At 72.0% G+C, this 26054-nt stretch carries 27 protein-coding genes and 1 pseudogene; 9 read left to right on the top strand and 19 right to left on the bottom strand.

The annotated features are described in order from the left end of the window. Nucleotides 1-166: 166 nt before the first annotated feature. Nucleotides 167-478, bottom strand: a complete 312-nt coding sequence (locus MUY22_RS40030; protein WP_247052377.1) for a muconolactone Delta-isomerase family protein — start codon at nt 476-478, stop codon at nt 167-169. Nucleotides 479-584: 106 nt separating this feature from the next. On the opposite strand from MUY22_RS40030, the gene MUY22_RS40025 reads away from it, so the two are divergent. Continuing rightward, a complete protein-coding gene (locus MUY22_RS40025) occupies nt 585-1151 on the top strand; it encodes a TetR family transcriptional regulator (RefSeq protein WP_247052376.1) in 567 nt (188 codons plus the stop codon). A gap of 13 nt (nt 1152-1164) precedes the next feature. Here the strand turns inward: MUY22_RS40025 and MUY22_RS40020 are convergent, their stop codons facing one another. Continuing rightward, a complete protein-coding gene (locus tag MUY22_RS40020) occupies nt 1165-2193 on the bottom strand; it encodes a putative zinc-binding metallopeptidase (RefSeq protein WP_247052375.1) in 1029 nt (342 codons plus the stop codon). Between the two features lie 17 nt (nt 2194-2210). Further along, nucleotides 2211-3353 (bottom strand): AI-2E family transporter, encoded by a 1143-nt coding sequence (locus tag MUY22_RS40015; protein ID WP_247052374.1) that lies wholly within the window; start codon nt 3351-3353, stop codon nt 2211-2213. 294 nt (nt 3354-3647) lie between these two features. On the opposite strand from MUY22_RS40015, the gene MUY22_RS40010 reads away from it, so the two are divergent. Together MUY22_RS40010 and MUY22_RS40005 are read left to right on the top strand one after the other, a co-directional pair. Further along, nucleotides 3648-5891, top strand: coding sequence for a catalase (locus MUY22_RS40010; protein ID WP_247052373.1), 2244 nt, complete (start codon nt 3648-3650; stop codon nt 5889-5891). A gap of 12 nt (nt 5892-5903) precedes the next feature. Continuing rightward, entirely contained in the window at nt 5904-6302 is a 399-nt protein-coding gene (locus MUY22_RS40005; protein ID WP_247052372.1) for an ankyrin repeat domain-containing protein, read from the top strand. A gap of 3 nt (nt 6303-6305) precedes the next feature. Here the strand turns inward: MUY22_RS40005 and MUY22_RS40000 are convergent, their stop codons facing one another. The 9 genes from MUY22_RS40000 to MUY22_RS39960 all read right to left on the bottom strand — a co-directional run bounded on the left by MUY22_RS40000 (nt 6306) and on the right by MUY22_RS39960 (nt 14602). Further along, nucleotides 6306-7559: a PP2C family protein-serine/threonine phosphatase gene (locus MUY22_RS40000; RefSeq protein ID WP_247052371.1), complete on the bottom strand. Its 1254-nt coding sequence runs from the start codon at nt 7557-7559 to the stop codon at nt 6306-6308. Between the two features lie 167 nt (nt 7560-7726). Further along, the gene (locus MUY22_RS39995; RefSeq protein WP_371827536.1) at nt 7727-8158 is read right to left on the bottom strand and encodes a hypothetical protein; all 432 of its coding nucleotides are present in this window, start codon (nt 8156-8158) and stop codon (nt 7727-7729) included. After that, nucleotides 8130-9683 carry an FAD-dependent oxidoreductase gene (locus MUY22_RS39990; protein WP_247052370.1) on the bottom strand — a complete coding sequence of 518 codons (1554 nt, stop codon included), beginning with the start codon at nt 9681-9683 and terminating at the stop codon, nt 8130-8132. Before MUY22_RS39990 ends, MUY22_RS39995 begins: the two co-directional genes overlap by 29 nt. Then, nucleotides 9680-10399 carry a class I SAM-dependent methyltransferase gene (locus MUY22_RS39985; RefSeq protein WP_247052369.1) on the bottom strand — a complete coding sequence of 240 codons (720 nt, stop codon included), beginning with the start codon at nt 10397-10399 and terminating at the stop codon, nt 9680-9682. The genes MUY22_RS39990 and MUY22_RS39985 overlap by 4 nt, the downstream gene beginning before the upstream one ends. Beyond that, entirely contained in the window at nt 10396-10713 is a 318-nt protein-coding gene (locus tag MUY22_RS39980; RefSeq protein ID WP_371827535.1) for a lycopene cyclase domain-containing protein, read from the bottom strand. Before MUY22_RS39980 ends, MUY22_RS39985 begins: the two co-directional genes overlap by 4 nt. Continuing rightward, nucleotides 10713-11060, bottom strand: a complete 348-nt coding sequence (locus tag MUY22_RS39975) for a lycopene cyclase domain-containing protein (protein ID WP_247052368.1) — start codon at nt 11058-11060, stop codon at nt 10713-10715. Before MUY22_RS39975 ends, MUY22_RS39980 begins: the two co-directional genes overlap by 1 nt. 1 nt (nt 11061) lies before the next feature. Continuing rightward, nucleotides 11062-12009 (bottom strand): phytoene/squalene synthase family protein, encoded by a 948-nt coding sequence (locus tag MUY22_RS39970; RefSeq protein ID WP_247052367.1) that lies wholly within the window; start codon nt 12007-12009, stop codon nt 11062-11064. Next, complete coding sequence (gene crtI, locus MUY22_RS39965; protein WP_247052366.1) at nt 12006-13520, bottom strand: phytoene desaturase family protein; 1515 nt, start codon at nt 13518-13520, stop codon at nt 12006-12008. Before crtI ends, MUY22_RS39970 begins: the two co-directional genes overlap by 4 nt. Continuing rightward, complete coding sequence (locus MUY22_RS39960) at nt 13517-14602, bottom strand: polyprenyl synthetase family protein (protein WP_247052365.1); 1086 nt, start codon at nt 14600-14602, stop codon at nt 13517-13519. The genes crtI and MUY22_RS39960 overlap by 4 nt, the downstream gene beginning before the upstream one ends. 178 nt (nt 14603-14780) lie before the next feature. On the opposite strand from MUY22_RS39960, the gene MUY22_RS39955 reads away from it, so the two are divergent. The 3 genes and pseudogenes from MUY22_RS39955 to MUY22_RS39945 all read left to right on the top strand — a co-directional run bounded on the left by MUY22_RS39955 (nt 14781) and on the right by MUY22_RS39945 (nt 17806). After that, the gene (locus MUY22_RS39955; protein WP_247052364.1) at nt 14781-15806 is read left to right on the top strand and encodes a DUF5914 domain-containing protein; all 1026 of its coding nucleotides are present in this window, start codon (nt 14781-14783) and stop codon (nt 15804-15806) included. Between the two features lie 113 nt (nt 15807-15919). Continuing rightward, nucleotides 15920-16813: a helix-turn-helix domain-containing protein gene (locus MUY22_RS39950; RefSeq protein WP_247052363.1), complete on the top strand. Its 894-nt coding sequence runs from the start codon at nt 15920-15922 to the stop codon at nt 16811-16813. Nucleotides 16814-16862: 49 nt separating this feature from the next. After that, nucleotides 16863-17806, top strand: a pseudogene (locus MUY22_RS39945) (NADP-dependent oxidoreductase). Here the strand turns inward: MUY22_RS39945 and MUY22_RS39940 are convergent. Continuing rightward, nucleotides 17787-18416 carry a TetR/AcrR family transcriptional regulator gene (locus MUY22_RS39940; RefSeq protein ID WP_247052362.1) on the bottom strand — a complete coding sequence of 210 codons (630 nt, stop codon included), beginning with the start codon at nt 18414-18416 and terminating at the stop codon, nt 17787-17789. The pseudogene MUY22_RS39945 and the gene MUY22_RS39940 sit on opposite strands and share 20 nt — an antisense overlap. Before the next feature lie 83 nt (nt 18417-18499). Between MUY22_RS39940 and MUY22_RS39935 the strand changes: the two genes are divergently transcribed. Further along, on the top strand, nt 18500-19438 hold the full coding sequence (locus tag MUY22_RS39935) for an alpha/beta fold hydrolase (RefSeq protein WP_247052361.1): 939 nt from the start codon (nt 18500-18502) through the stop codon (nt 19436-19438). Nucleotides 19439-19596: 158 nt separating this feature from the next. Here MUY22_RS39935 and MUY22_RS39930 read toward each other — a convergent pair whose 3' ends face one another. Both MUY22_RS39930 and MUY22_RS39925 read right to left on the bottom strand, forming a co-directional pair. Continuing rightward, the gene (locus MUY22_RS39930) at nt 19597-20031 is read right to left on the bottom strand and encodes a hypothetical protein (protein WP_247052360.1); all 435 of its coding nucleotides are present in this window, start codon (nt 20029-20031) and stop codon (nt 19597-19599) included. 78 nt (nt 20032-20109) lie between these two features. After that, complete coding sequence (locus MUY22_RS39925; protein WP_247052359.1) at nt 20110-20562, bottom strand: hypothetical protein; 453 nt, start codon at nt 20560-20562, stop codon at nt 20110-20112. Between the two features lie 251 nt (nt 20563-20813). Between MUY22_RS39925 and MUY22_RS39920 the strand changes: the two genes are divergently transcribed. Further along, on the top strand, nt 20814-21305 hold the full coding sequence (locus MUY22_RS39920; protein ID WP_247052358.1) for a hypothetical protein: 492 nt from the start codon (nt 20814-20816) through the stop codon (nt 21303-21305). An 83-nt stretch (nt 21306-21388) separates the two neighbouring features. Here MUY22_RS39920 and MUY22_RS39915 read toward each other — a convergent pair whose 3' ends face one another. From MUY22_RS39915 to MUY22_RS39900, 4 genes are read right to left on the bottom strand one after another with little or no spacing between them, the layout of a single operon-like run. After that, nucleotides 21389-22201, bottom strand: coding sequence for an ABC transporter ATP-binding protein (locus MUY22_RS39915; RefSeq protein WP_247052357.1), 813 nt, complete (start codon nt 22199-22201; stop codon nt 21389-21391). 3 nt (nt 22202-22204) lie between these two features. Further along, entirely contained in the window at nt 22205-22981 is a 777-nt protein-coding gene (locus MUY22_RS39910; protein ID WP_247052356.1) for an ABC transporter permease, read from the bottom strand. A gap of 5 nt (nt 22982-22986) precedes the next feature. Next, the gene (locus tag MUY22_RS39905) at nt 22987-23778 is read right to left on the bottom strand and encodes an ABC transporter permease (RefSeq protein WP_247052355.1); all 792 of its coding nucleotides are present in this window, start codon (nt 23776-23778) and stop codon (nt 22987-22989) included. Further along, nucleotides 23775-24776: an ABC transporter substrate-binding protein gene (locus tag MUY22_RS39900; protein WP_247052354.1), complete on the bottom strand. Its 1002-nt coding sequence runs from the start codon at nt 24774-24776 to the stop codon at nt 23775-23777. Before MUY22_RS39900 ends, MUY22_RS39905 begins: the two co-directional genes overlap by 4 nt. A gap of 184 nt (nt 24777-24960) precedes the next feature. Between MUY22_RS39900 and MUY22_RS39895 the strand changes: the two genes are divergently transcribed. Beyond that, nucleotides 24961-25929 (top strand): VOC family protein, encoded by a 969-nt coding sequence (locus tag MUY22_RS39895; RefSeq protein ID WP_247052353.1) that lies wholly within the window; start codon nt 24961-24963, stop codon nt 25927-25929. The last annotated feature ends 125 nt before the right edge of the window (nt 25930-26054 follow it).

The following is a 26054-nucleotide window of genomic DNA, read 5'->3' as shown; positions in this document are numbered from 1 at the left end:
ACGCTTAACTAGGTCGGCGGCCGGGTGACCCGGGGGTTGTGCGCGGTGCCGGTGCGCGGGGTGAGCGCGCGCACCGGCTCGGCCGAGGTCGCGGCAGGCGACTGCGCACGACGATTTCCTTGCGGTGAAGGGGTTCGTCGGCAACTGTCCTATCGGGACGAGGTGGTTACGCGGTGGCGGCTCGCGCCCGGTAGGCGATCTCCGCGGCGTCCGGGGGTGCGGTCGGGTAGACGTCGGCGTCGAAGAACCGGGCGAAAGGCAAGGTTGCCAGCGTTTCCGCGACTTGCTTCTCGTCGTCGGCGATGACCTCGACGAACGTGGCCCGCCGGGCGGGGGAGATGTAGTGGGCGCCGATCCTGCCGGCCGAGCGCAGCAGTTCGAGCTGTTTCTCTTCGTCGTTCCGGAGCGCGGCGAATTCCGCGAGGTCCGTGTCGTCGCGCAGGACGGCGACCACCATGAACGTCTGGGTCGGTGGCATGGTTTCCTCCGTAGTGATGTCAGCTGATGACATGACTCTAGCACGGCGATGTCATCGAGTGACATCGATGCGCGAATCGGGACGCGGCGGTACTACGCTGGGCGCCATGGGACGATGGGAGCCGGGGGCCAGTGGCCGGTTGCGTGAGGCCGCGCTGGCGCTGTACCTCGAACGCGGCTTCGAGCAGACCACGGTGGCCGACATCGCCGAACGGGCCGGCGTGACGGCCCGCACCTTCTTCCGCTACTTCGCCGACAAGCGCGAAGTCCTCTTCGACGCCGCGGCCGAGCTGGAGGAGAAGGCGCTGGCCGCGCTGGAGGCGGCGCCCGCCACGGCTTCGCCGCTGGACCTCGTCGTGGCCGCGCTGGAAACCACGGCCGACGTCATCGGTTACGACCGCGAGCTCGTCCGGAAGCGGCACGCGGTGATCACGGCGAACGCCGAACTCCAGGAGCGGGAGCTGATCAAACTCGCCCGCATGTCGGCCGCGCTCGCCGACGGGCTTCGCCGCCGGGGTGTCGGCGACATCGAGGCCGGCCTGGCCGCCGAAACCGGCGCGGCGGTGTACCGGGTCGCGTTCCAGCGCTGGGTCGACGCCGCGGAAGACCTGGACCTCCGCGACGCCCTCCGCCAGACGTTCACCCAGCTGCGATCCCTGACTGCACCCCGGTAAGCACGCTGCGGGCTCAGCGCGCGGAGGCCGCCGGGTCCTGACCGCGCGCAGGTGTCCGGTTCGCGGTGACGATCGCGCCGGCGAACCGGAGCTTCGCCTGCACCGCCGGCGAGAGCGCGAACGGGTAGAGGTCGTCCTTGCCCATGCTGCGGTTGAGCTGGTTGAGCGCGCGCGACAGCGGGATCCAGGTCGCGATCAGCTCGTCGACGTCGTCGGTCCGGTCTTCGGGGACGGCGTCGACCTGGCTGCCGGGGTGGGGCGCGATCGGCGTGCCGGCGACGAGGACGCCGAGCGCCGCGGCGGTCTGCACGGTGTCGCGGATGTGCAGCAGGTGCGCGAAGGTTTCGGCCCAGTCCTCCCACGGGTGCGCGGCCGCGTAGTGGCTGACGTGGTCCTCCGCCCAGCCGGTCCCGGGAGCAGTTCCGTAGTGCTGCTCCAGGGCCTGCTGGTAGTCGGCCCGCTCGTCGCCGAACAGGTTCCGGAACGCGGCGGGCGCGTCGGCGATGAGCAGATCCCAGTACCAGTGGCCGATTTCGTGCCGGAAGTGGCCCAGGAGGGTGCGGTAGGGCTCGGCCAGCCGCGCGCGCAGACCTTCGCGGAACCCGTCGTCGCCTTCGGCGAGGTCGATGGTGATCACGCCGCCGGCGTGCCCGGTGGTGACCGGTTGGTCGGTGCTGGAAAGCAGGTCGAACGCCAGGCCGTGCCCGGGATCGGCGCTTCGCGGTGTCACGGGCAGGCCGAGGTCGTCCAGCTGGTAGACCAGCCGTCGCTTGGCGGCTTCGGCGGCGCGGAAGGCGTCGAGGGCGTCGACGTCCTCGTCGGCGGGGCGGGTCCGGGTCAGCTCGCAGCAGCCGCACAGGGGACCGCCCTCGGCGAGCCAGTTGCAGCCGGCGAGTTCGGTGTTGGCGCAGCGATCGCGTCCGGTCGTGCGGAGCATCGACGCGGTCGCGCGGTCGTAGCCGACGTCGGTGCCGCACACCACGCAGGCCGAGTTCTCGAAGAACAGCAGGTTCGCGCAGTGTGGGCAGGTGAACGTGCGCACGCGGGAGGTCCTTCCGGTCAGGTGCGGTCGAGCCGCGGGTAGAGGACTTCCCGGACGAGGAGCAGGAGCGCCGCCGCGACCGGGATCGCGACGAGGGCGCCGACGACGCCGAGCAGCGCCCCACCGAGGATAACGGCGACGACCGTGATGAGCGCGGGCACCTTGACGGCGCCGCCGATGATCCGCGGCACCAGGACGTAGTCCTCGACGAGCCGGTAGCCGATGAAGAAGCCGATCGTGCCCAGGCAGACGGGCAGGGACACGGTGAGCGCGACCAGGCTGACGAGCACACCGCCGACGACCGACCCGACGACCGGGATGAGGTCGAGGATCGCGACGGCGATCGCCAGCAGGGCGGCGTAGGGGACGCCGAAGATCAGCAGCCAGACCAGCGTCAGCACTCCGGCGATGATCGAGATGGCCAGGTTGCCGAGGACGTAGCCGCCGACCTTGGTGAAGATCTCGTCGCCGATGAGGATGGCCCGCGGCCGCCGGGAGTGCGGGATCAGCCGGTAGCCGCCGGCGCGGATGCGGGGGAGATCGACCAGGAAGTAGACGGTCAGCACGACCAGCAGCAGCACATTGGTCAGGGCGCTGAACACGGCTTGACCGGCACCGAGCAGCCCGCTGCCGATGCCCGGGCCGCTGACCAGGCTCTCCAGCTGCTGCTGCAGGTGGAAGCGTTCGTTGAGCCGGCCGAGGGCGGTGTTGTGGTTCTGGGCGTCGTGGAGGTAGCCGGGCGCCTTGGTGACGAACTGGGTGGCTTGCTCGACCAGGACGGGGATCGCGGCGGTGAGGAACCCGCCGATGGCGAGCAGGCCGACCACGAAGACCGTGGTGACGGCGAGCCAGCGGGGGAAGCGGTGCCGGGTCAGCCAGGCGACGGCGGGTTCGAGGCCGATGGCGAGGAACAGGGCGAGCCCGATGAGGACGAGGACGTCCTGGAGCCCGGCGATGATCTGCACGAGCGCGTAGATCACGGCGACACCGGCGGCGCCGGCCATGCCGATCAGGAACGGGGACCGGCGGTTGAGCGGTTCCCCGGTCGCGCCCAGCGGCTGAGCCGTGGTGCTGAGCTCGGCCGCGGCGGCTTCCGCGTCGGCGAAGGAACCCCCGTCGTGCGGGGCCTCGTCGGGAAGGCGGTCTTCGGGTTCGGGCATGCGGCGGACTCCCTGCGCTCACTGGAGTTCGCCTGGTTACCCACTGCGGCGGTCGTTACTCGGTCATCGGCGAGAAGGTTCGCAGGGAACGGCGGGCCGTCGGCACTTGATTACGGCGGACCGGGTGGTTACCCCAGCTGCGACGAGTTAACCGTGGCACGGGACATCGGACGGTCCCTTGTGGACTCGGCCGGCTCGGGGCAGGCCATTCGGCACTTGATCGGGTCATCGCCGGTTATCCGGCGGATTCGCGGGTACCTGATCCCTCAGCTTTCCACCACGAGGAGGACGCAAGTGGCCCGCAAGACCCCCGGCAAGCTCGTCAAGACCGCACTCGAGAAGGCGGTCGAGAAGGTCACCGAGCTGACGAACCCCCCGATTCCCGGTACACCCGGCAGCGGAACGCCGTCCCTCGGAGAACCGGTCGACCCGCGTGAGCCGCTGCCGCCCAAGCCGGACCAGGACGCGCCGGAGACCGTGACCCCGACGGGCGCGCCGACCGGCGCCCCGAAATCGTCGATGGGGCAGCAGGGCGAATACCTCACCACGACGGCCGGTGCCCGGCTGGCCGACACCGACCATTCCCTGAAGGCGGGCGAGCGCGGCCCGACGCTGCTGCAGGATCACCACCTGCGCGAGAAGGTCATGCACTTCGACCACGAGCGCATCCCGGAGCGGGTCGTGCACGCGCGTGGTTACGGCGCGCACGGGGTGTTCGTCGGCTACGGCACGGCCTCGCACGTCTGCCAGGCCGGTTTCCTGGGCGACGGGGTCGAGACGCCGGTGTTCGTGCGGTTCTCCACGGTCGTCGGCTCGCGCGGCTCGGCCGACGCCGTGCGCGACACCCGCGGGTTCGCGACGAAGTTCTACACCCAGGAGGGCAACTTCGACCTGGTGGGCAACAACATCCCGGTCTTCTTCATCCAGGACGGGATCAAGTTCCCCGACATCATCCACGCGGCCAAACCGCACCCGGACCGGGAGATCCCGCAGGCGCAGAGCGCGCACGACTCGTTCTGGGACTTCGTCTCGACCCACACCGAGGCCACCCACCACGTGCTGTGGCAGATGTCCGACCGCGCGATTCCCCGCTCCTACCGGACGATGGAGGGCTTCGGGGTCCACACCTTCCGGCTCGTCAACGCCGACGGGGAGTCCGCGCTCGCGAAGTTCCACTGGAAGCCGAAGCTGGGCGTGCACTCCCTGGTCTGGGAGGAGGCGCAGCTGCTCAACGGCGTCGACCCGGACTTCCACCGCCGCGACCTCGCCGACGCCATCGAGTCCGGCGCGTTCCCCCAGTGGGAGCTGGGCGTGCAGATCTTCCCGGACACCCCGAGGCAGACGTTCGAGGGCATCGACCTGCTGGACCCGACCAAGCTGGTCCCGGAGGAGCTCGCCCCGGTGCAGCCGGTGGGGATGCTGACGCTCAACCGCAACACGACGAACTACTTCGCCGAGACCGAGCAGGCCGCGTTCCACGTCGGGAACCTGGTGCCCGGCATCGACGTCACCGACGACCCGCTGCTGCACGCGCGGCTGTTCTCCTACCTGGACACCCAGCTGACCAGGCTGGCGGGCCCGAACTTCAACCAGATCCCCGTCAACCGCCCGCACGTGCCAGTCAACGACATGACGCGCGACGGCTTCCACCAGCAGGCGATCCACGGCGGGGTCGCCCCGTACAAGCCGAACTCCCTCGACGGCGGTAACCCGTTCGAGGCCGGCTCCGAGGCCAAGCCGTTCATCGAGGTCGCCCAGCCGCTGCCGAAGGCGGCGAAGGTCCGGCAGTCGCCGGTGTCGTTCGCCGACCACTACACGCAGGCGAGGCTGTTCTGGCTGAGCCTTACACCGATCGAGAAGCAGCACGTCGTGCTGGCGTTCACCTTCGAGCTCGGCAAGTGCTACGAGCAGGCGATCAAGGAACGCGAGCTGCTCGTACTGGCCAATGTGGACCGTGAGCTGTGCCAGAAGGTGGCGCTGGGCCTCGGTCTTCCCGCCCCGACCACCGGCGGACGGCCGAAGAAGGTCACGCCGAGCCCCGCGCTGTCCCAGATCGGCGGGACGTGGCCGACCGACGGGCGCATCATCGGGATCGTGGTCGACCCCGCCGACCTCGACGGGGTGCGCACGGTCCGCGAGACCATCCTGGCCGGGGGCATGGTGCCGTTGCTGATCGCGCCCACCGGCGGACCGCTCGACGCCGACAGCGGCCTGGTCGCCCAGCGCACCCTCCTCACCGCGCGTTCGGTCGAATTCGACGCCCTGCTGCTCGCGGGGAGCCCGCCGCCGGGTGCGGACGCGCTGCCCGCCGGGGACGACGCCGTCGATCCCCGCGTCGTCCTGATCGTCCAGGAGTGCTTCCGCCACGCGAAGGCGATCGGGGCCTGGGGCAGCGGGCAGGCCGCGCTCGAGGCCGCCGGCTGCGCCACGGGAGCGGGGATCGTCCTGGACGACGACCCGGCGACGGTGCTGGCGAAGACGACGAAACTGCTCGGGGCCCACCGCGTGTGGGAGCGGTTCCCCGCGTCGATCTCCTGAGAGGGGCCGGTCGTGACCGAAGCACTCACCGATGAGGAACTCGGCTACCTCCGCTCGCTGTTCGACCTCGCCCGCACCGGCGACACCGGACGGCTGGCGGCGGCGATCGCGGCCGGGGTACCGGTGAACCTCACCAACGAGGCCGGCGACTCCCTGCTCGTGCTGGCCGCGTACCACGACCACCCGGACACGGTGCGTGCGCTGCTCGACGCGGGTGCCGACACGGCGCGGGTCAACGACCGGGGCCAGACCGCGCTCGGAGCGGCGGTGTTCCGCCGCTCCGAGCGCGGCGTCACCTATTTGCTGGCCGCGGGCGCCGATCCCGCACTCGGCCCGCGGTCCGCGCTCGACATCGCCCGCTTCTTCGACCTGCCGGAGATGCTGGCCCTGCTCGTCCCGCACCCCGGGTAGCGGTCAACGCTGCCGGTCGGCCGCGGGTCGGTGGATGGCCAGGAGCACGGTGTCGTCGGCGTAGATGACGACGTCGTGCATCCGGGCGACGACCTCGCGTGGCAGGACCGTCGCCGGGCGGCCGGCGTGCGCGCGGGCGACGTCCAGCAGGCGGGCTTGGCCTTCGTCGATGTCCTTGCGGGATTCGACGAGCCCGTCGGTGTAGAGCAGCAGCGTGGCGCCCGGCGTCAGGTTCAGGTCGACGAGGCGCGGGCTGCCGGGGTCGGGGAAGCCGACGCCGCGGCCGACGACCGGTGGGCGGAGGAACCGTGTGTCGCCTGTGGTGTCGAGGAGGACGGGTTCGGGGTGGCCGCCGTTGGCGAGCTGGGTGTCGCCGGTGGCGGGGTCGATCCGGGCCAGCAGCACGGTCGCCATGAGGGTGGGGGCGATCGGGGCGAGGGTCTGGGAGGCGTGGGCGATCAGGTCCCGGAAGGGGTGGCCTTCCAGAGCGAGGGTGCGGATGGCGTGGGTGACGGTGAGGGCGTCGCGGGTCGAGGTGACGCCGTGGCCGACGGCGTCGACCAGTGTCACGTGCAGGTGGCCGTCGGGTAGGACGAACCAGTCGTAGAGGTCGCCGCCGGTGGGGGAGTCCGGTTCGGTCGGGGAGTAGCAGACGCCCAATTCCAGTCCCGGGACAGCGGGGGGCGGGGGCCGCAGGGCGTCTTCCAGTTCTTGGAAGATCCGGGCGTGGGCGTGGCGGAGCTGTTCGTCGCGTTGTTCCAGTTCGACGTACATGGCGAGCACGCCGCTGTTGGTCTCGGCCAGCTCGTGCCTGAGCGCGCGTTCCTCCCGGGCGAGCGTGTCCGCGCGGGTGGTCAGCGCGAGCATCTCCTGCCGGGTCGCCAGCTCGTCGTCGGCCGGCGCCGGGACCGGGCGATCGCCGGCGATCAGGCGCCAGGTGACGCGGCCGCCGTCCGACGCGGCGGCCGGCTGCGGCAGGTCGTCGAGACGCGGCAGCGGCTCCGGCAGCCGGACGCCGACGGTGAGCACGCCATCGGCCACCACGGCTTCGAAGCCGACCGTTCCGCCGGTGCCGAGGACGGGTTCGGCGAGGAGGGTGACCGCCAGGACCAGCCGGGCCCGGTCTTCGACGGGGATCCCGGCTTCCGCACACGCGGCGCGGACGCGATGGCGCAGTGACGCGACGATTCCGGGCTGTGCCAGGTCGGGTACGGCGGGTGTCCCGTCCGGAGCTGGTTTCGTGCGAGACACAGTCACACCCTCCACTTTGGCATCCCGCCGCCGAACCGGCAGAACGGTCCGGACCACGTTTGCGTGCCGGCTCCGCGGGTACCAGAACGCGGATGGTGGCTCGGCCGTGTTCGAGCTGAGGCATCGTGGGCTCCCCGTCCGCTGCCGTCAGGGCCGGGCCGCCATCGACTCGTTCACACCTCCGGTGGGGGAGTGCTCGGCGGGCCGGCTTCGTGGCCGGGCCGGCCACGGGTGCGGCGGGCGTCCTTCATCTGCTGTTCCTGCAGGTGACGGCGCCCTCCGGTGAACTCGGCCAGCAGTGAACGCTCCAGGTCGCGGCACGTCCGGTAGTAGCCGTCGTCGTAGTCCTCGACGACCTGGAACGTCCACCGGTCGGGGAGCACGTTCAGCCCGATCAGCTCCTCGCGGATCCGCTCCGCCCACGCCGGGTGACCGGCCTTCTCGAGCCGCTCCACCGCGTCGCCGAAGAGGAGGTCGGCCCAGCCCGTCTGCTGGTGGAACGCGTAGAGGTGCCCCCGCGCGCGTTCGATCGTCTCGAGGGCCTCGGTCACCTTGCCCACGGCGTCGAGGGTGGCTTCATCGGGTACGGAGTTGTCGGCCATCATCGGGATTTCCCCGGAAGCCGTGGCCGGAAACCAGCCGTTCGAGCAAGGGGATCCGCCCGCGGTTCGGGACCGACCGCAGCGGGTGCCCCAGCAGGCCCCAGCCCCGCAGCAGGGTGTTCGCGGCGCTCCAGCCGGTGGTGGCCGCCCGTTCCATGAGCGCCACGGGCAGGTCGACGCGGATCGCGTCGCCGGCGAGGACCAGGCCGGGCTCGGGTGTTCCGACGGTGGGCCGGCGCGCGAAGCCGCCGACGGGGAACAGCGGGCAGTCCTGCCGGACGAGGGTGACTTCGCCGATCAGGCCGGCGTCGGCGGTCTCGGGGTAGATCCGGTGCAGGCGCTCGTCCATCTCCCGCGTGACGCGGCCGGTGTCGGCACCGGCCGCGTAGGCGTGCAGTTCGACGACGGAACCGCGGTGGCGCCGGGCCCACCGGCGCGCTTCACCTTCGTACCGCTCGAGGACGCTGATGTTGTCCAGTGGCGGAAGGCCGCCCGTGCCGAGGAAAGCCGGGCGATCGGCCCGGACCGGCCGATCGAGCCAGAGGCGCCGCACGAGGAACGGTGGTGCCGTGCGCAGGTCTTCGACGGTGGCGCGCCACCCCGGGGTGCCCAGGTCCGGAGAGCCGGCGAGGACGCGCTGCAGCCCCGGCACGTCACAGGCCAGCACCACGGCGTCGTAGGCCTCGCCGCCGACGCGGAACCCGGCGGCCTCCCGCCGGATGCCGCTCACCGCGACGCCGGTGCGGATCTCGGCGCGCAGGCCGGTGAGGTAGCCGGCCAGGGGATCCCACAGGGCCTGGGGGAACGGCTCGGCAGGGACGTCGAACAGGAGTCCTTCGGCGGAGCCGAGGAAGTAGAGGTGGAACATCGTCGCGAGCTCGGCGGCCGAAAGCTCGCCGGGGTCGGCGAAGAAGCTGCGGGAGAACACTTCGAAGGCCAGGTGCCGGGCGGCGGCGGGGAAGTTGATGGCCGTGAGGAAGGTCGCGGCGTCGACGTGGTCGAGCTGCTCGTAGATCCGCGGCACGCTGACGGTGGCGAGGGGGAGCGCACGCGGTCCGTTGAGGCGCACCAGGTCTCGCGCGGTGAAGGTGGGACTGCGCAGAGCGAACGCGAGCGCGTTGAACGGCGGTGTCAGCGGCAGGCCGGCGAAGGTGTCGGTGCGGCCGCGGCGGTCGACGAGCGGGTAGTCCGGCACCTCGGTGAGCCGATCGAGGCCGGGGTCGGTGCGGGCGAGCAACGCGCGCAGGTTGTAGTACTGGCGGAAGAAGGCGTGGAACCCGCGGCTCATGGTCACCGCGGTGCCGTCCGGCAGGCGCTCGTCCCAGCCGCCGGCCCGGCCGCCGAGGTGCCGCTCGCGTTCGAACACGGTGACCTCGACGCCGCGCTCGGCGAGCCCGGTCGCCGCGGTGAGCCCGGCGATGCCACCGCCGACGACCGCGGCCCGGGGGCGCCGGCCGAGGAGACCGGCGTCGGGGAGCCCGCCGTGGGCCGGGTACGTCTCCAGCCGGCGGTCGCGGCCCGGGATCACGCGCGGGTCCCCAGCACGGTGTGGACGATCCCGCGCTGCCAGCCCGGCATCGTGCCGGTGCGGACGTCGGTGAACCCGGCGCCGGCGAGGCGGGCGCAGAGCTCCCCCACGCCGTCGAAGGCCAGCACGCTGCGGCGCAGGTGCCGGTACAGCGTGGCGTCGCCGGTCGCGAGCCGGCCCGCGGGGATCACGATCGCGCCGCACACCGCGTTCCAGACCCAGCGGGCGCGCCGGGAGTCCCGCACCGAGTACTCGTGCACCGCGATGCGGCCGCCCGGGCGCAGCAGGCCGTGCAGGGTCTTCAGCTGCGTGTCGGGATCGGCGAGGTTGCGCAGGAGGTACGCCGCGAAGACCGCGTCGAACGGGCCGTGGACCCCCGCCAGCTCCTCGACGGGGGTGTGGTGGAACCCGACCGTTTCCGGCCACGTCTTCGCGCGGGCCCGGGCGAGCATCGCGGCGGACGCGTCGATGGCGGTGACGCGCGCGTGCGGCGCGACGGCGAGCAGCGCCGCGGTCGACGCGCCGGTGCCGCAGCCCGCGTCGAGCACGCGTGCCCCGGCGCCGCGGCCGGGCAGCCCGAGCCGCCGCGCGGAGATGCGCAGGTGGCGATGATAGCCGGGGTTGGCGCCGACGAGCCGGTCGTAGGCGGCGGCCCCGGCGTCGAACGCGGCGGGCACCTCGGCGCGGGGAAGACCGTTGCCCGGCAGCGGGTTCATGCAGTGTCCTTTCGCGGCTTCCCGCGTTCCCACAGCAGCAGGACCGCGGTGACCATGGCGTAGCCGAAGAGGAAGTCTTCGACGGGGATGTCCCAGGGGAACCGCCAGCCGGTGATTTCGCCGGGGGCGTACCGGACGATCGGTGCGGACAGCTTGGTGAGCCAGCCGTCGACCGGGACCTGGAAGCCGGTCACGATGGCCATCGTGACCCAGTAGGCGGGCCGCCGGAGCAGCCCGGTGCGCAGCACCAGCAGCTCCAGCACGACCACGGCGAGCACGGCGGCGACCGCGGGAACCGTGTAGCCCCACGGCATCAGCGGGACACCCGGTGCCGGTTGCGCAGGAGCCGGCCGAGCAGGCTTCCGGTCAGCTGCACCGCTTCGTAGGTCAGCAGCCCGCAGACCGGGACGACGACGAAGAACAGCACCTCTTCCAGCGGGATGCCCAGCGGGGCCCGGAGACCGGTGACGAAGGCCGGGTCGAAGTCCCACACACCCGTGGCGATCGCGATCGCGTCCCAGACCAGGAACACCGCGGCGACCGGCAGCACCGCCCGCGCCAGCCGCCGCGGCCTCCGGTAGACCCGGGCTCCGGCCAGTTCCAGCGGCAGCGTCGCGACGACGCAGGCGCCGAGGACGAGCAGGTACTCCACCTTGCCCACCTCAGCCCACCGCCACCGGGTGCCGGTGCCGCGCCCACCGGGCTCGCACGAGCGCGTCGCAGGCGGCGAACAGGCGCTGGTGCCGCGGCACCCGGGCGCGGCCGGCGAAGACGTTGTACCCGGCGGCCTCGATGCGGTCGAGGATGCCGCCGTAGAGCGTGAACGCGGTCCACACGCAGGGCCTGGACGCCGGGTGCAGCATGCCGATGCCGGGCCGCGCGGCGGCGTAGATCCGGTGGGTTCGCGCGACCTGGTCGGCGAGCGCCCGCCGGACCGGCGGATCGATCCGCCGGGTGGCGGCGCACCAGGCCAGGCGGTCGCGGTCGACGCCGGCCGCGGCGAGTTCGTCCGCCGGAAGGTAGACCCGGCCCCGATCGAGGTCCTCGGCGACGTCGCGCAGGAAGTTCGTCAGCTGGAACGCCTTGCCGAGCGCGGCGGCGTGCGGCGCCGCTTCCGCCGCGGCGACCACGGTGCCGAGGACGGGCAGCATCTGCAGGCCGATGACCTCGGCCGAACCGTGCACGTACTCGTCGAGGGCGGCCCGGGTCGGGTAGCCGGTGACGGTGAGGTCCATCCGCATGGAGGCGAAGAAGGCGCGGAAGTACGAGTCCGCGATGTCGTAGCGGGTCGCGGTGTCGATCACGGCGGTGTGCAGCGTGTCCTCGCTGTGCCCGGCGGCGAGGTCGGCGAGGAACTTCCGCTCGACGTCGTGCAGCGTGGCCGCGAGACCGTCCGGGGTGGCGCCGGGCCGCGGTTCGTCGACCAGGTCGTCGACGCGGCGGGCGAACCCGTAGAGCGCGTGGACGGCCGGTCGCTGGGCGGGGGAGAGCATGCGGGTGGCGAGGAAGTAGGTCCGGCCGTGCCGGGCGTTGATCTCGCGGCAGCGCCCGTAGGCGCGGCGCAGGTCCGGCTCGGTGATGCCGGCGGCGTCGAGTTCGCGGCGCGTCACCGGGCCGCCTTCGCGGCGAGATCGACGGTGCCGGTGGTGGCCCGTGGAGTCCCGGTGATCCGGTCGGCGGCCAGCCTGCCGGAGATGAGCACCGTGGGAACACCGACCCCCGGCACGGTCCCGCCGCCGGCGAGCACGACGTTTTCCGTTCCCGGTGGCAGGTTCCGCGGGCGGAACGGTCCGGTTTGGACGAACGAGTGCGCGTAGCTGAACGGCGTGCCGGCCACCATGTCGCGACGCCGCCAGTCGGCCGGGCTCAGGGTGTACGACATCTCGGGTGCGAAACCGGGCAGCAGGCGGGCGCGGACGTGGTCGAGGATCTCCTCGGCGTACGGGCCGGCGTCGCTGTCCCAGTCCCGCGGCAGCCGCCGGAGGTTCGGTACCGGCGCCAGGATCGAGAACAGCTGCCGCCCGGCCGGGGCGAGCGCGGGGTCGGTGGCGCTCGGGCGGGTGATCAGCAGAGACGGGTCGCTCATCGTGCGCCCGTCCGTGATCAGCTCGCGGAACGTCGATGCCCAGCCCGCACCGAAGGAGATCGTGTGGTGCCCGACCGGCCAGTCGCCGGGGCCACCGGCGTGCAGCACCACGGCCGACGGCGCGGCACGCAGCGGAACCGGCCGGCGCGGCACGCGGCCGAGCAGCTCGTAGCTCCGGTGGGGTTCGGTGGTCAGGACGAGCGCGTCGCAGCCGATCCGGTCCCCGTCGGCGGTGCGGACGCCGGTGATCCGGGCCCCCCGGCGCTCCAGCGACGTCACGGACACGCCGAACCGGAACTCCACCCCGGCGTCGGCGGCGGCGTTCGCCATCGCCCGGGGCACGGCGGCCATGCCGCCTTCGGGGAAGTACACGCCACCCACGGTGTCCATGTAGGAGATGACCGCGTACAGCGCGAGCGCCCGCATCGGCGACTCTCCCGCGTAGAGCGCCTGGAAGGTGAAGACCCGCTTGAGGCGTTCGTCGCGCAGGAAGGAGCCGATCCGGGAGTCCAGCCGCCGGAACCCGCCCAGGGCCACCAGCCGCGCGAGGTCGGGGGAGAGCAGGCCGAGTGGCGAGTCGGTGTTGCCGGCGACGAACCGGTCGAACTCCGTGCGGTACAACCGGGTCAGCCAGCTCCGCAACCTGAGGTACCCCGCCGCCTCCGCCGGCCCGGCGAAAGCCCGGACGGCCTCGGTCATCCGGTCCGCGTCGGAGTGCACAGGCAGGACCGAGCCGTCGGCGAACCGCGCGGTGTAGGCCGGGTCGAGCCGGGTCAGCCGCAGGTGTGCGGTCAGGTCGGCGCCCACCGCCGCGAAGGTGTCGGCGAGGATCGACGGCATGGTCAGCACCGTCGGCCCCGTGTCGAGGTGGTAGCCGTCGCGGACCACGCGCCCGGCGCGCCCGCCCGGGCCGGGATCGCGTTCGACCACGACGACCGAGCGTCCCCGCCCAGCGAGGTGCAGGGCGGCGGACAGTCCGGCCAGCCCGGCGCCGACGACCACGATCCGGTCGGTGCGCCCGGTCACCGTCCTCATCGGACCCGCTCGGTGCAGCGGACCGCCAGTGCGGTCAGCGCGGCGGCCGGCCGGTCCGGCAGGCCGGCGAGGTCGATCGCTTCGAGCGCGCGGTGGACCCGGTCGTCGATGAGCTTCTCCAGCTGATCACGCGCGCCGGTGGCGGTGATCAGGTGCTGCCAGCGGGCGACGGCGGCCGCGTCGACGGCGTCGGTGGCGAGCAGGTCGTCCAGTTCCCGGCGCTGCCGGTCGCCGGCCAGTTCCGCGGCGAGCACGACGACGCTGGACGCCTTGCGCTCGCGCAGGTCATCGCCCGCGGGCTTGCCGGTGACGGCCGGGTCGCCGAAGACGCCCAGCAGGTCGTCGCGGAACTGGAAGGCCTCGCCGATCAGCTCGCCGTAGGTGCCGAGGACGCCGATGACGCGGGTGTCGCAGCCGGCCAGGGCGGCGCCGAACTCGAGCGGGCGGCGGACGGTGTAGTTGCCGGACTTGCGGCGGATCACGTCGAGCACATCGGACCACGACGGCAGGGCGCGGGCGTCGTTGATCAGGTCGCCGAGCTGGCCCACGGCCAGCTCCGACCGCAGGTGGTCGTGCACCGGCCAGCCGCGGGCCAGCACGTCGGCCCCCAAGCCGCTCTCCCGCAGCATCTGTTCGGACCAGACGAGGAACAGGTCACCGGCCAGGATCGCCGCCGATTCGCCGAACCGCGCGGCGGAACCGCCGAGACCGGCGGATTCGTGCCACCGGGCGAAGCAGACGTGCAGCGCGGGCCGGCCGCGCCGCCGCGCCGAGCCGTCCATGACGTCGTCTTGGGCCAACGCGAAGCAGTGCAGCAGTTCGAGGCTCGCCACGGCGCGCAGTGCGGCGTCGTTCTCGCCTTCTCCGCAGCGCCAGCCGGCGTAGGCGAACAGGGGCCGGAGGAACTTGCCGTCCGCCACGAACTCCGGCAACGCGGTGGCGGCCGGCGTCTCGGCGGCCCAGCCGGTGAAGTGTTCCCCGACCCTTTCGGTGACGAAGCGGTGGACGTCGGCCGCGCAGCGGTGGCGCAGGGCGTCCAGCCAGGCCGCGGGCGCGGTGGCGGCGTGGGGGATCACGGTCATCCGGGTTCCTTCTTCCGCCGGGCGCAGCAGAGGCGTGATCGATGCCGGCACTGCCACCGTCCACAGGGGTTCTCGCTGGCTTTACCCTGACAGGGAGCGGATAAACCCGCGACTCGTGGCGAAGCGCGCGAATCGCCGGCGCGTTGCGGGATCGATGTGCGTGGGTCACGATGGCCTGGTGAGCGTCACCCAGCGAATCATCCGGCGGTGGCCGAGCCGGTGGCCCGTCCAACCCTTCCGTGAACCATCTTGGGCGCGACAGGAACCGACCTACCGCGACTGCCCGCCCGCGGTGATCGAGGCGGCGGGCAAGCGCGCGTCCGCGCGGCCGTCCGGCAACTGGTTCGTCGTGGGGGCGAGCCGATCGGTGCGGACCGACCGGCCCTTCGGCGTGACGATCGCCGGGCGGGAACTCGTCGCCTGGCGCAAGGAGGACGGCAGCGTCCGCATCGGGCCCGGCGCCTGCCCGCACCTGGGCGCGCCGCTGGCCGAGGCCCGCGTCGACCGGGGCGGGCTGGTCTGCCGGTGGCACGGTCTCCGGCTCGACGGCGATCGCGGCGGCGCCTGGGCGCCCGTCCCGGCGCACGACGACGGTGTGCTCGTGTGGGCCCGGCTCGACTCGGCCGGGCGGGAACCGCCGTCCGACCGGCCGGTGGTTCCCGTCCGGCCGACCGGCGCCGCCCGCATCGACGCCGTCGCCACCGTGACCGGGATCTGCGAGCCCGAGGACGTCGTGGCCAACCGGCTCGATCCCTGGCACGGCGCGTGGTTCCACCCCTACTCGTTCACCCGGCTGCGCGTGCTCGAGGCGCCCCAGGGCACCGACGTCCCCGACGACGAGGACCGGTTCCTGGTCGAGGTCACCTTCCGCCTCGCCGGCCACTGGGGGGTCCCGGTGCTCGCGGAGTTCACCTGCCCCGAGCCGCGGACGGTCGTGATGCGCATCGTGGCGGGCGAAGGCGCCGGGAGCGTCGTCGAGACCCACGCGACACCGCTCGGCCCCGGCCTCGACGGCCGTCCGCGAACGGCGGTGATCGAGGCGACGATCGCCGCGTCCGAGCGCCCCGGTTTCACCGTGGCCACGAAACTGGCCCCGGCGATCCGCCCGCTCATGCGCCACACGGCGAAACGGCTGTGGCGCGACGACCTCGCCTACGCCGAGCGCCGGTACGCACTGCGCACCGCCGCCGAACGACCGAGCTGACCGGGATTTCTCGCCCCGACCACCGAAACGCGACACCGTCGAGAGAGCTCGACCGCGCGCCCGAGCAGGCTGGTCATCTCGAACGCGGGCACCCGCTGGTGCAGACTTGGGCCATGTCCTTGTCCGATCTGGGCGCCGCCGTCCGCTGGTTGCGCGAACACACCGAGCCCGCGGCCGCCGGGCTGCCGGTCGGCGGACTGCGGGCCACCGGGCGGCGGGTCCGCGGGCTGCGCCGCGAGGAGCTGGCCGAGCTGGCCGGGGTGTCCGCCGACTACATCCGGCGGCTGGAGCAGGGCCGGCGGCACCCGTCGGCCGGCGTGGTGACCGCCATCGCCCGCGCGCTGCGGGTCGGCCGGGCGGACTACGAGCGGCTCTGCGCACTCGCCGGGTACGCCGCGGTCGACGGGCAGGTGCCGCGCGAAGCCGGGGCGGCGGCGGTGCGGCTCCTGGAGCGGTTCGCCGGCACCCCCGCGTTCCTGGCCGACGCGGCGTGGAACGTCGTCGCCGTCAACGGTGCGTGGATGGCGCTGGGCGGCGGGGCGGCGGCCGGGTCCGCCCGGGACTGGAACGTCGCGTGGCGCACGTTCCGCAACGCGCGCGAGGAGATCGCTCGCGCCGAGGAGCACCAGGCCGGTTTCCAGGCCGTGCTCGCCGCCCGGCTGCGTGACACGTACCTGCGGTACCCGGCCGACGCGGCGCTCGCCGAGCTCGTCGACGAGCTGCGGAGCACCAGCCGTCCGTTCGACACCCTGTGGCGCACGCCGAAGACCGTGTCCGCCTACGAGAACCGGGCGGTGTTCCGGCACCCGGACGGCGGCGGCATTACGCTCGACGGCGCCCTGCTCGAGGTGCCCGGCGACGGTCTGATGGCGGTGGTCCTCACCGCGGCACCGGGTTCGGCCGACGCGGCCCGGCTCGACGAGGTCGTCCGCACCTCGGGCGGGCCGGCCGTGGTCAAGGTGGGCCAAACCGGCCCAGGCCGACCGGTCCCGTTGCCGCGATCCTGAGGTCCGTGTGGATCAAGGAACACCGGACCCGGCAAAGGTGAGAACTCCGATGAAGGCAGTGCGTTTCCACGAGTACGGCGCTCCCGACGTCCTGCGCTACGAAGACGCGGAGCGGCCGGTTCCCGGAGCCGGGCAGGTCCGGATCCGGGTCGCCGCGACGTCGTTCAACTCCGTCGACGGCAATATCCGCGGCGGCTTCATGCAGGGCCCCATCCCGGTGGAGCTGCCCCACACGCCCGGCATCGACGTCGCCGGCACGGTCGACGCGCTGGGCGAGGGCGTGACCGCCGTCCGGGCCGGCGCCGAGGTCGTCGGGTTCCTGCCGATGGACGGCGACGGCGCCGCCGCGGAGTACGTCCTCGCGCCGGCCGGGGTCCTCACGCCCGCACCGAAGGGCGTCCGGCTCGCCGACGCGGCCGCGCTGCCGCTGGTGGGGCTGACCGCGTGGCAGGCGCTGTTCGACCACGGCGAGCTGAAGTCCGGGCAGCGCGTGCTGGTCAACGGCGCCGGTGGCGCGGTCGGGGTTACGCCGTGCAGCTGGCCAAGGGGGCCGGAGCCCACGTCATCGCGACGGCGAGCCCGCGCAGCGGCGACGCGGTCAAGGCGGCCGGCGCCGACGAGGTCGTCGACCACACCACCACCGGGGTGACCGCGGCGGTGACCGGGCCGGTCGACGTCGTGCTCAACCTCGCACCGGTCGACCCGGCCGAACTGGCCGCGCTCGTCACGCTGGTCAAGCCGGGCGGGGTCGTGGTGAACACGACAGTGTGGATGCCCGCTCCCGCCGACGAGGAACGCGGTGTGCGCGGCATCGACCTGTTCGTCCGCAGCGACGCCGGACAGCTGGCGAAGCTGGTGGCGCTGGTCGACCGCGGCGAGCTGCGTGTCGACGTCGCCGAGCGGGTGCCGCTGTCCGAGCTGCCGGCGCTGCACGCACGGGCCGCCGAGGGCGCGGTGCACGGCAAGGTCGTCGTCATCCCGGCCACCGCCTGACACCCTCCCCCGATCCGGACCGGCCGGGACCGGCCCCTGCTCTCCCGGGGAGACGAGCGGCACCCGCGGCAACCGTCGCCAGGTCTTCGCTCGAGAAGCCGGCACGGCTCAGCACGGCCAGGGACTTGTTCGTCGCCAGCGCGCACAACGCCAGCTCCGCCGCCTCCTGCTCGTCGGCCCCCGCCGCCCGCATCGCCTGCTCCAGCATCGTCCGCAGACCGTCGATCATGGCGCGGACCATCGCCTGGCTCTCCGCGTCGAGGGCCGGGAACTGCGCTGCCGACATCGTGATCAGGCAGCCGTCCGGGACCGCCGGGTCGGCGATGCGGTTCAGGGTGACCTGCAGGTAGGCGGCCACGACGGCGCTCGGGCTCGGGTGGGGGCCGGCCAGGGCCCGGCCGTACAGCGGGTGGTAGGTCTGCGCGTACCGCTCGAGGCCCTTCCGGAAGAGGGTGCTCTTGTCGCCGAAGGTGCTGTAGAGCGAACTCCGGCCCAGGCCCGTGCCCTCGGTCAGGCGGTCGATCGAGGCCTCCGAATAGCCCCAGCGCCAGAAGACGTGCATCGCGCGTCGCAACGCCTCGTCCACGTCGAACTGCTTGCGGCCCGCCATGGTTCGCAGTCTACGCATCTTGCACCGATCGGTTCAAGATGCGTATGGTCACCGGCATGACAAGTTGCACCGATCGTTCCAAGATGAGCCCGGCCGCCGGCACGACACACTTGAACTCGCTGCGGCTGCCCGAGGGATTCACCGACGTCTTCACCAGCCGGCTCGTGGAGCTGGACGGGCTGCGGCTGCACGCGGTCACCGGCGGGGACGGCCCGCCGCTGCTGCTGGTCGGCGGCTGGCCCCAGACCTGGTACGCCTGGCGGGAAGTGATGCCCGCGCTCGCCCGCGAGCACACCGTCGTCGCCGTCGACTCGCGCGGGGCCGGGCTCTCCGGCAAGCCCGACGACGGTTACGACACCGGCACGCTGGCCGCCGATCTGGTCGCGCTGATGGCCGCGCTCGGGCACGACCGGTTCGACGTCGCCGGCCACGACGTCGGCATGTGGACCGGGTACGCCCTCGCCGCCGACCACCCCGAGCGGGTGGGCCGCCTCACCGTCGTCGACGCGATCATCCCCGGCCTCTCACCGGCCCCGCCGGTCTTCGGCACGGCCGCGGCCAACCAGCGGCTCTGGCACTTCGGCTTCAACCGGCTCACCGACCTCAACGAGGAACTGGTCCGGGGACGGGAACCGCTCTTCTTCGGCCACCAGTTCGCCACGAAGGGCGCCACCCCGGCCACGATCCCCGCCTACGCGGTCGACGTCTACGTCGACGCGATCGTCGCGGACCCGCGCGGCCTGCGGGCGAGTTTCGGGTACTACCGGGCGTTGGACGAGACGATCGCCCAGAACGAGCAGCGCAAGAAGACCCGGCTGACAACGCCGGTGCTGGCCATCGGCGGCGCACAGTACTGCGGCGCACTGGTAGCCGAGACGATGCGACTGGCAGCCGACGACGTCACCGAGGCAGTCCTCGACGACTGCGGACACTACGTCGCCGAGGAACAGCCGGCACGGTTCACCGAGATCCTGGAGAACTTCCTCGCCCGCGAACCGAAGGCAGTCGCGTCGCACGGCTGACAGGCGTCGATGCAGCCGGCTGCGGGAAGCTACGCTCGGACTGGTGCGGTGCCGCTGCCGGAAGCAAGCCCGTGTTTCCCGGCAGCGGCATCCGCGTCGATGGGGCGCAGCTCATCCGCGTTTCGAGCTCGGCGTCATCCTCCGGGGGAAGGAGTGGATCACGTCAAGCAGTCGGCACCGGGGACGCACTTCACGCTGTCGAGAAGCTTTCCCTTCTCGTCGACGAGATCGAGCCGGATGATCTTGGCGCCGCCGGGGACGTTGACAAGCACGTTCCTGGTGCCGGAGTCCGTGGCATTGCACACCACAGGTGATTTCGGATGCCCCCACTCGACGCCGTCCTGGTCGAAGCCGAAGGCCTGCAACTGGCGGCAGTAGCTGGCTTTGATCGAGTAGTCGACGTCGACGGACCGCTGGTGCCACCGCAGGGTGCCGACGGCGTAACTGGCGCCGTACTCGAGCCTGAACTTGGTGGTGGGGTCCGCCGCGTTCGCGGACGGGGCGGTGCAGACCGCCGCCGCCACGATCGCCGTGACGGCGGTGGCGACCTTGACGCTCTGCTTCGTCGTGCGGCGAGTGAGGTTCTTGAGCACGGTCGTTGTTCTCCTCGTCGATGGGGTGTCGCGATAGGACGGAGTGCCTGCTTTGTGCAGCAGCAGTTCGACGTCCGTTCAGCGGTAGATGTCTCCTGTGCGAGCGTTGTGCCCGTTCTGGTCGGTCAAGCTGAGTTTGACGTGGTTGGCTCCACCCGGGACATCGGCTTTGAGCGGGATGTCTTCCCCGGTAGTGGAGTTGCAGTGGGTACTCGTGCTCCTGGCGTCCAGCTGAGTGGTGCCGGCGAGTGCGTAAACGTAGAGCCGCCGGCACCCGGCAGCGTGAAAGGTCGCGTCGACGCTCGCCGAACGGTTCGAGAAGAAGACGGAGCCGACGATGTAGCTGTTTCCGTCCGCACCGTAGACGAGGAAATCATGGGATATTCCGGCCGGTTCGGCGGTGGCCGCGGGCGCTTCCGTCAGAACCAGCCCGGCGGCGGCCGCGGCTACTGCCAGGGCGACGCGGCTTTTCCGCCTGTGGCCCTTGGCCGTCGTCGGCTCTTGCGGCTGGGACCCGGAACTCCACGTCATCGATTTGCCCCCTTGTCGTCCCCTGGAAAGCTCTAATCCGTCCTACCACACGAGCTTGCTCCGTGAGCGAAAAGCATCGTTCACCTGGGCGCACCAGCCGACCTGGAGCGGGGCGCGGAATGTCACTACACAGGCGTCCTGCGGCCGATCGGGTGAATCGATCGTTTGCGCCTCAACCAGGAAAGCCACAAGGGCGTTGACGTTCGGAGCGACCTGGACCGACCGGGTGCGGCCGGCGAGAGGAATACCGGATGATGTTCGCGGCACGAGCGGCGCGAAGCTGGTCGATGGCAGCAGGAATCGTGTTCGCCGCAGTGTTCGCCGCCGCCACTCCGGCAGCGGCGAACGCGGCCCCAAAGGTCGGTTCGATCGCACAGGAGGCGGCCGCGGCCACCGGCACGTCGTTCCACTTCACCGCGGTACCCGCCGGTGGCAGGGTCTCCTGCTACGGCTACTACGGAACGTTCAAAGCGGGCACTTACGTCATGGTCGTCGACTGGATTCACACGAGCGACGAATGCTTCGGCATCTCCACCGACCGCACGATCTGGCACGCATGGCCCAACTCCGGCGGCTGGAAGAAGATGGGCGGCAACGGGCTCGCCGACACCATCGCCTACGCCGAGGACGAAGGCACCAACGGGTCCAAGGGCGTCGTGGTGCGGGTGGCGGCCAGCAACAAGTACTGGGTTCAGCGTTACGCCCCGCCGCTGGGCTGGACCGAAGAGTGGACGCAGGCGTAGCGGCAACACCGTGCGCGGCGGCCGCCCCGCCGCGACAGCCCGCTTCGGCGCGCAGCTCGTCGAAGACTCCGCTCACCGCGACCTCAGCCGGCGGGGACGGTCTCCGGCCGGTGGCCCTTCTTGGCCCGCTGGACCAGTTCGTAGACGCGGGTGCGGGTGTCGGCGAACTGCGGCGACGACCGGGTGCGCAGCTGGTCGCGGTCGTCGGGCAGCTCGACCCGGACGTCCTCGAGCACGACGGTGGGCCGGTTGGACAGCACCAGCACCCGCTGTCCCAAGTAGACGGACTCGTCGATGTCGTGGGTGACGAACAGGACGGTCACGCCGAGCTGCCGCCACAGGGACCGCACCAGGTCTTCCAGGTCCGCGCGCGTCTGGGCGTCGACGGCGGCGAACGGTTCGTCCATCAGCAGCACGGTCGGCTCGTAGGCCACCGCGCGGGCGATGGCGACCCGCTGCTGCATGCCGCCGGAGAGCTGCCACGGGTGGGCGTCCGCGTTCTCCGTCAGCCCGACGGCCGCCAGCGCCGCGTCGACCTTCGTGGTCCGCTCGGCGCGCGCGAGCCCCTTCTCCTTCAACGGAAGCTCGATGTTCTTGCGCACCGTGAGCCACGGGAAGAGGCTGCGGCCGTACTCCTGGAACACCACAGCCATGCCGGGCGGCGGACCGGTGACCGGCGTCCCGGCCAGGGTGACGTGACCGCTCGAGGAGTCCAGGAGGCCGGCGATGCAGCGCAGCAGCGTCGTCTTGCCCGCGCCGGACGGGCCGACGATGCAGACGAACTCGCCCCGGCCGACCCGGAAGGTGAGCTCGCGGATGGCTTCGACGTCGCGGCCGTGCCCGCGGTAGGTCTTGGCGAGCCCGGTGACCTCGAGCGCCGCGGTGGTGTGAGCCATGTGTCAGCCTTCCAGTTCGGCCTGGCGGACCCCGCGGTACCAGGCCATGGTCCGGTGTTCGACGAGGCGGAAGAGCCCCGACAGCGCGACGCCGATGAGGCCGAGCAAGATGATCCCGGTCCACATCTGCGGGATGGCGAAGCCGCGCTGGAACTGCACGATCGCCGCGCCCAGCCCGCGGTCGGCGCCGAACAGCTCGCTGATCACCATGAGGATCACGCCGAGGGACAGCGCCTGCCGCGCGCCGGTGACGATCCGCGGGCTCGCCCCGCGCAGCACCACGTGCCGCAGGGTGGCCATCCGCCCGAACCGGTAGGAGCGGGCCGTGTCGCGCAGGACTTCGTCGACCGACCGGACGCCTTCGACGGTGTTCAGCAGGATCGGCCACAGACAGCCCAAGGCGATGGTGACGACCTTGGTGGTCGACGCGGTGTACCCGGCGAACAGCGCGATGACCGGGATGAGCACCGGCGGCGGGATCGCCCGGAAGAACTCCAGCACCGGCTCGCAGAGCGCGCGCAAGGTGCGCGACGAGCCGATCGCGGTGCCCGCCGCGACCCCGGCGACGACGGCGATGAGGTAGCCGGCGGCGAGCCGCGCCAGGCTGGGCAGCACGTCGTGCCGGATCGGGTCCGCCGTCCACGTCTGCGGGAACGCCTCCACGATGGTCTGCAGCGGCGGCCAGAAGAAGTCGGTGCTGCCGGCGGACAGCAGCCACCACAGCGCGACGAGGACGACGGGCAGTCCCAGCGTGAACAGGATGCGCCGTAACAGGTTCACGGCTTTCACCGGTCTCCCCGGATCGAGGGGTGCCAGTGCAGGACGCGGCGTTCGACGGCCCGCGCCGAGGCGTTGACCGCGACGCCGATGACGCCGACGACGATCACGAGGGCGTAGGTGTCCGCGACGGCGCCGGAGCTCTGCGCGACGCCGATGGAGCGGCCGAGGCCCGGCACGCCGATGATCAGCTCCGCCGTGACCTCCAGGATGAGCGCGACGGCGGCGGCGAGGCGGAAACCGGTGACGACGTAGGGCAAGGCGGTCGGCCACACGACGTTCCGCACCGTCGCCCACCGCGAGAACCGGTAGGAGCGGGCCGTGTCGCGCACGACCGGGTCGACGTCGGCGACGCCGTACACGACCTGGACGAGCACCTGCCACAGCGCGGCGTAGACGACCAGCACGAGCGCGGACTCGGGCCGGCTGCCGTAGAGCAGCACGACGAGCGGGATCAAGGCGACCGAGGGGATGGGGCGCAGGAACTCGATCGTGGAGGAGGTGACCTTGCGCAGCAACGGGATGCTGCCGATCAGCACTCCGAAGACGATGCCCGCGGCCATGGCGATCAGCAACCCGAGCGCCCAGCCCCGCAACGTCTGGCCCAGCGCCTGCCAGAACCCGCTCTCGGTCACCTGCGTGGCCAGGCCGCGGACCATGGCGCTGAACGGCGGCAGGAACCGCGGGTCGACGATGGTCAAGCGGGGCAACGCTTCCGCGACGCCGATGACCACCACCAGCCCCAGCACGCCGAGTGCGGGCTGCCGCCACCGATCCCGCCCGGGGACGGCGGTCGTCACGGCAGCAGGGTGTCGAGGTCGAGCGGCTTGGTGATCAAGCCGTCCTGGGTGGCGAGGGTGCCGAGCAGCTGCACGGAGTCGCGGTCGACCGCGCCGGGCCAGCGCGGCAGCACCATCGCCTTCTGCACCGCCGGGTCGAGCTTGGTGTAGCCGCTCAGCACCGCGCGGGCCTCGTCCGGGTGCGCCGAGGCGTAGTCCATGGACTTCTTCATCGCGGTGGTGAACCCGGTGACGGTTTTCGCGTTCTGCGCCGCGTACTGCCGGGAGGTGAAGTACATCCCGATGGTCAGGTCGGGATCGGTGCCGGCGTAGTTGGACGCCACCTGCCGGTCGCCCTGCCCGGCGGCGATGGTGAGGAACGGTTCGACGAGCTGCCCGGCGTCGACGTCGCCCTTGGCCACCGCGGCGGCGATGTCCGGGAACGGCAGTTCGACGTAGTCGACGGCCGCCGGGTCGCCGCCGGCCTTGCGGACCACGTTGCCGACCGTCGTGGTGTTGATGTTCTTCAACGTGTTCACCGCGACGCGCTTGCCCGCGAGGTCCTTCGCGGTCTTGATCGGGCTGTCCGCCTTCACGATGACCGCGCCGAAGTCCTTGCCGTCCGTGCCGGTGGAGGCGACCCCCGAGCTGACCACCTTCACCGGCAGGCCCTGGGAATGGGCCAGCAGCAACGAAGTCGTGTTGCTGAACCCGAACTGGTACTGCCCGCTGACCACCGCGGGCACGATCGCCGCACCGCCCTGGGCGGTCTGCAGGGTGACGTCGAGTCCCTCCGCGGTGAAGAAGCCTTTCTCGACCCCGAGGTAGATCGGCGCCACGTCCACGATCGGGATGACCCCGACGGTGATCTTCGCCGGCCCGCCCGAGGAGGACGAGTCGCCCGACGACCCGCCGCACCCCGACGCCACGAGGGCGACGGCGGCGAGCCCGGCGACCGCGGTGAGCAGGCGGCGGGTGTGGCGGTGGACGCGGGCCGTGCCGACGTTGGCGCGTCGCATGAGTCCTCCTGCTGGAGAGAGCCTGGAGAGAGCGCTGACGGCGCTCGTGGGGGAACGATGGGCGAACGTTACCGATATTGTCAACAATTGTGAAGCCAATCTTGACTGCGAAGTTGTGACCGCGTACATCTCTTAACCCAAGGTGTCCGACGGCCTCGTGGGGCCCGCAGCGGAAGGCAGCCGGATGAGCTCGCTGGCGCACGACCCCGACCGCCGCCGGGACATCGCCCACGTCGGGCCGGTCGAGCTGTACACCCCGGTCCTCGGGCAGTCCCGTGACTTCTTCGTCGAGCAGATGGGCCTGCGCGAGGTGCACCGCACCGGCGACTCGGTCTACCTGCACGCCTGGGACGACTACCAATCCTGGACGCTGCGCCTGATCCAGCGCGCCACCGCGGGCATCGGCCGCACCTACCTGCGCGCCGCGAGCCCGGAAGCGGTGGAGCGGCTCACCTCCGCCGTGGACGCGGCCGGCCTCGGGCGCGGTGTCGTGACCGACGTCCACCACCTCGGCGACGTCCACGTCTTCACCGACCCCGACGGGCACGAATACGGCCTGTACTGGGACGTCGAGTGGTACCGGGCCGACGACGCCGACCGGCCGGCGCTGAAGAACCAGGCGGCCGCCTACCCCGGCCGGGGCGCGAACCTGCGGCGGCTCGATCACGTGAACCACCTCGCCGCCGGCATCCCGGAGACCGCCGCGTTCCTGCGCGACGTGCTCGGCGCGCGGTGCACCGAGCAGATCGTCAAGGACGACGGCAGCCCGCAGGCGATCTGGTTCTCGCTGGGGAACAAGACCTACGACCTCGTCTACACCGAGGACTGGACCGGCAGCCGCGGCCGCCTGCACCACATCGCGTTCGCCACCGACACCCGCGAGGAGATCCTGCGTGCCGCCGACGTCTGCCTCGACGCGGGCGTGCACATCGAGACCGGCCCGCACAAACACGCCATCCAGCAGACGTTCTTCCTCTACGTGTGGGAGCCCGGCGGCAACCGGATCGAGCTCTGCAACGCGGGCGCGCGGCTGATCCTCGCGCCCGACTGGCAGACGATCAGCTGGACCCGTGAGGAACGGGCGAAGGGGCAGGCGTGGGGGCTCAAGACGATCGAGACCTTCCACACCCACGGCACCCCCGTGCCGGACTGATGTCCTGAGACCGAGGCTGACCCTCGCGGACATCGCGACCGCGGCCGGCGTGCTCGGCCGCGCCCCGGCCTGGCACTCCACTCGGAGACCGGGCAGAGCCGGATCCGGTGGTTCACAGGCCGTGG

This window comes from Amycolatopsis sp. WQ 127309, assembly GCF_023023025.1.
In the GTDB taxonomy this organism is placed as follows: Bacteria; Actinomycetota; Actinomycetes; order Mycobacteriales; family Pseudonocardiaceae; genus Amycolatopsis.
This window is presented reverse-complemented; position numbering and strand designations above follow the sequence as displayed.

Coding starts and splice junctions, on each gene's coding strand:
- MUY22_RS39900 (WP_247052354.1), bottom strand. CDS start 24,776: ATGCGACGCGCCAACGTCGGCACGGCCCGCGTCCACCGCCACACCCGC.
- MUY22_RS39950 (WP_247052363.1), top strand. CDS start 15,920: ATGTCCTTGTCCGATCTGGGCGCCGCCGTCCGCTGGTTGCGCGAACAC.
- MUY22_RS39915 (WP_247052357.1), bottom strand. CDS start 22,201: ATGGCTCACACCACCGCGGCGCTCGAGGTCACCGGGCTCGCCAAGACC.
- crtI (WP_247052366.1), bottom strand. CDS start 13,520: ATGAGGACGGTGACCGGGCGCACCGACCGGATCGTGGTCGTCGGCGCC.
- MUY22_RS40025 (WP_247052376.1), top strand. CDS start 585: ATGGGACGATGGGAGCCGGGGGCCAGTGGCCGGTTGCGTGAGGCCGCG.
- MUY22_RS40015 (WP_247052374.1), bottom strand. CDS start 3,353: ATGCCCGAACCCGAAGACCGCCTTCCCGACGAGGCCCCGCACGACGGG.
- MUY22_RS40030 (WP_247052377.1), bottom strand. CDS start 478: ATGCCACCGACCCAGACGTTCATGGTGGTCGCCGTCCTGCGCGACGAC.
- MUY22_RS39920 (WP_247052358.1), top strand. CDS start 20,814: ATGATGTTCGCGGCACGAGCGGCGCGAAGCTGGTCGATGGCAGCAGGA.
- MUY22_RS39985 (WP_247052369.1), bottom strand. CDS start 10,399: ATGAACCCGCTGCCGGGCAACGGTCTTCCCCGCGCCGAGGTGCCCGCC.
- MUY22_RS39940 (WP_247052362.1), bottom strand. CDS start 18,416: ATGGCGGGCCGCAAGCAGTTCGACGTGGACGAGGCGTTGCGACGCGCG.
- MUY22_RS39960 (WP_247052365.1), bottom strand. CDS start 14,602: ATGACCGTGATCCCCCACGCCGCCACCGCGCCCGCGGCCTGGCTGGAC.
- MUY22_RS39925 (WP_247052359.1), bottom strand. CDS start 20,562: ATGACGTGGAGTTCCGGGTCCCAGCCGCAAGAGCCGACGACGGCCAAG.
- MUY22_RS39980 (WP_371827535.1), bottom strand. CDS start 10,713: ATGCCGTGGGGCTACACGGTTCCCGCGGTCGCCGCCGTGCTCGCCGTG.
- MUY22_RS39895 (WP_247052353.1), top strand. CDS start 24,961: ATGAGCTCGCTGGCGCACGACCCCGACCGCCGCCGGGACATCGCCCAC.
- MUY22_RS39935 (WP_247052361.1), top strand. CDS start 18,500: ATGAGCCCGGCCGCCGGCACGACACACTTGAACTCGCTGCGGCTGCCC.
- MUY22_RS39995 (WP_371827536.1), bottom strand. CDS start 8,158: ATGATGGCCGACAACTCCGTACCCGATGAAGCCACCCTCGACGCCGTG.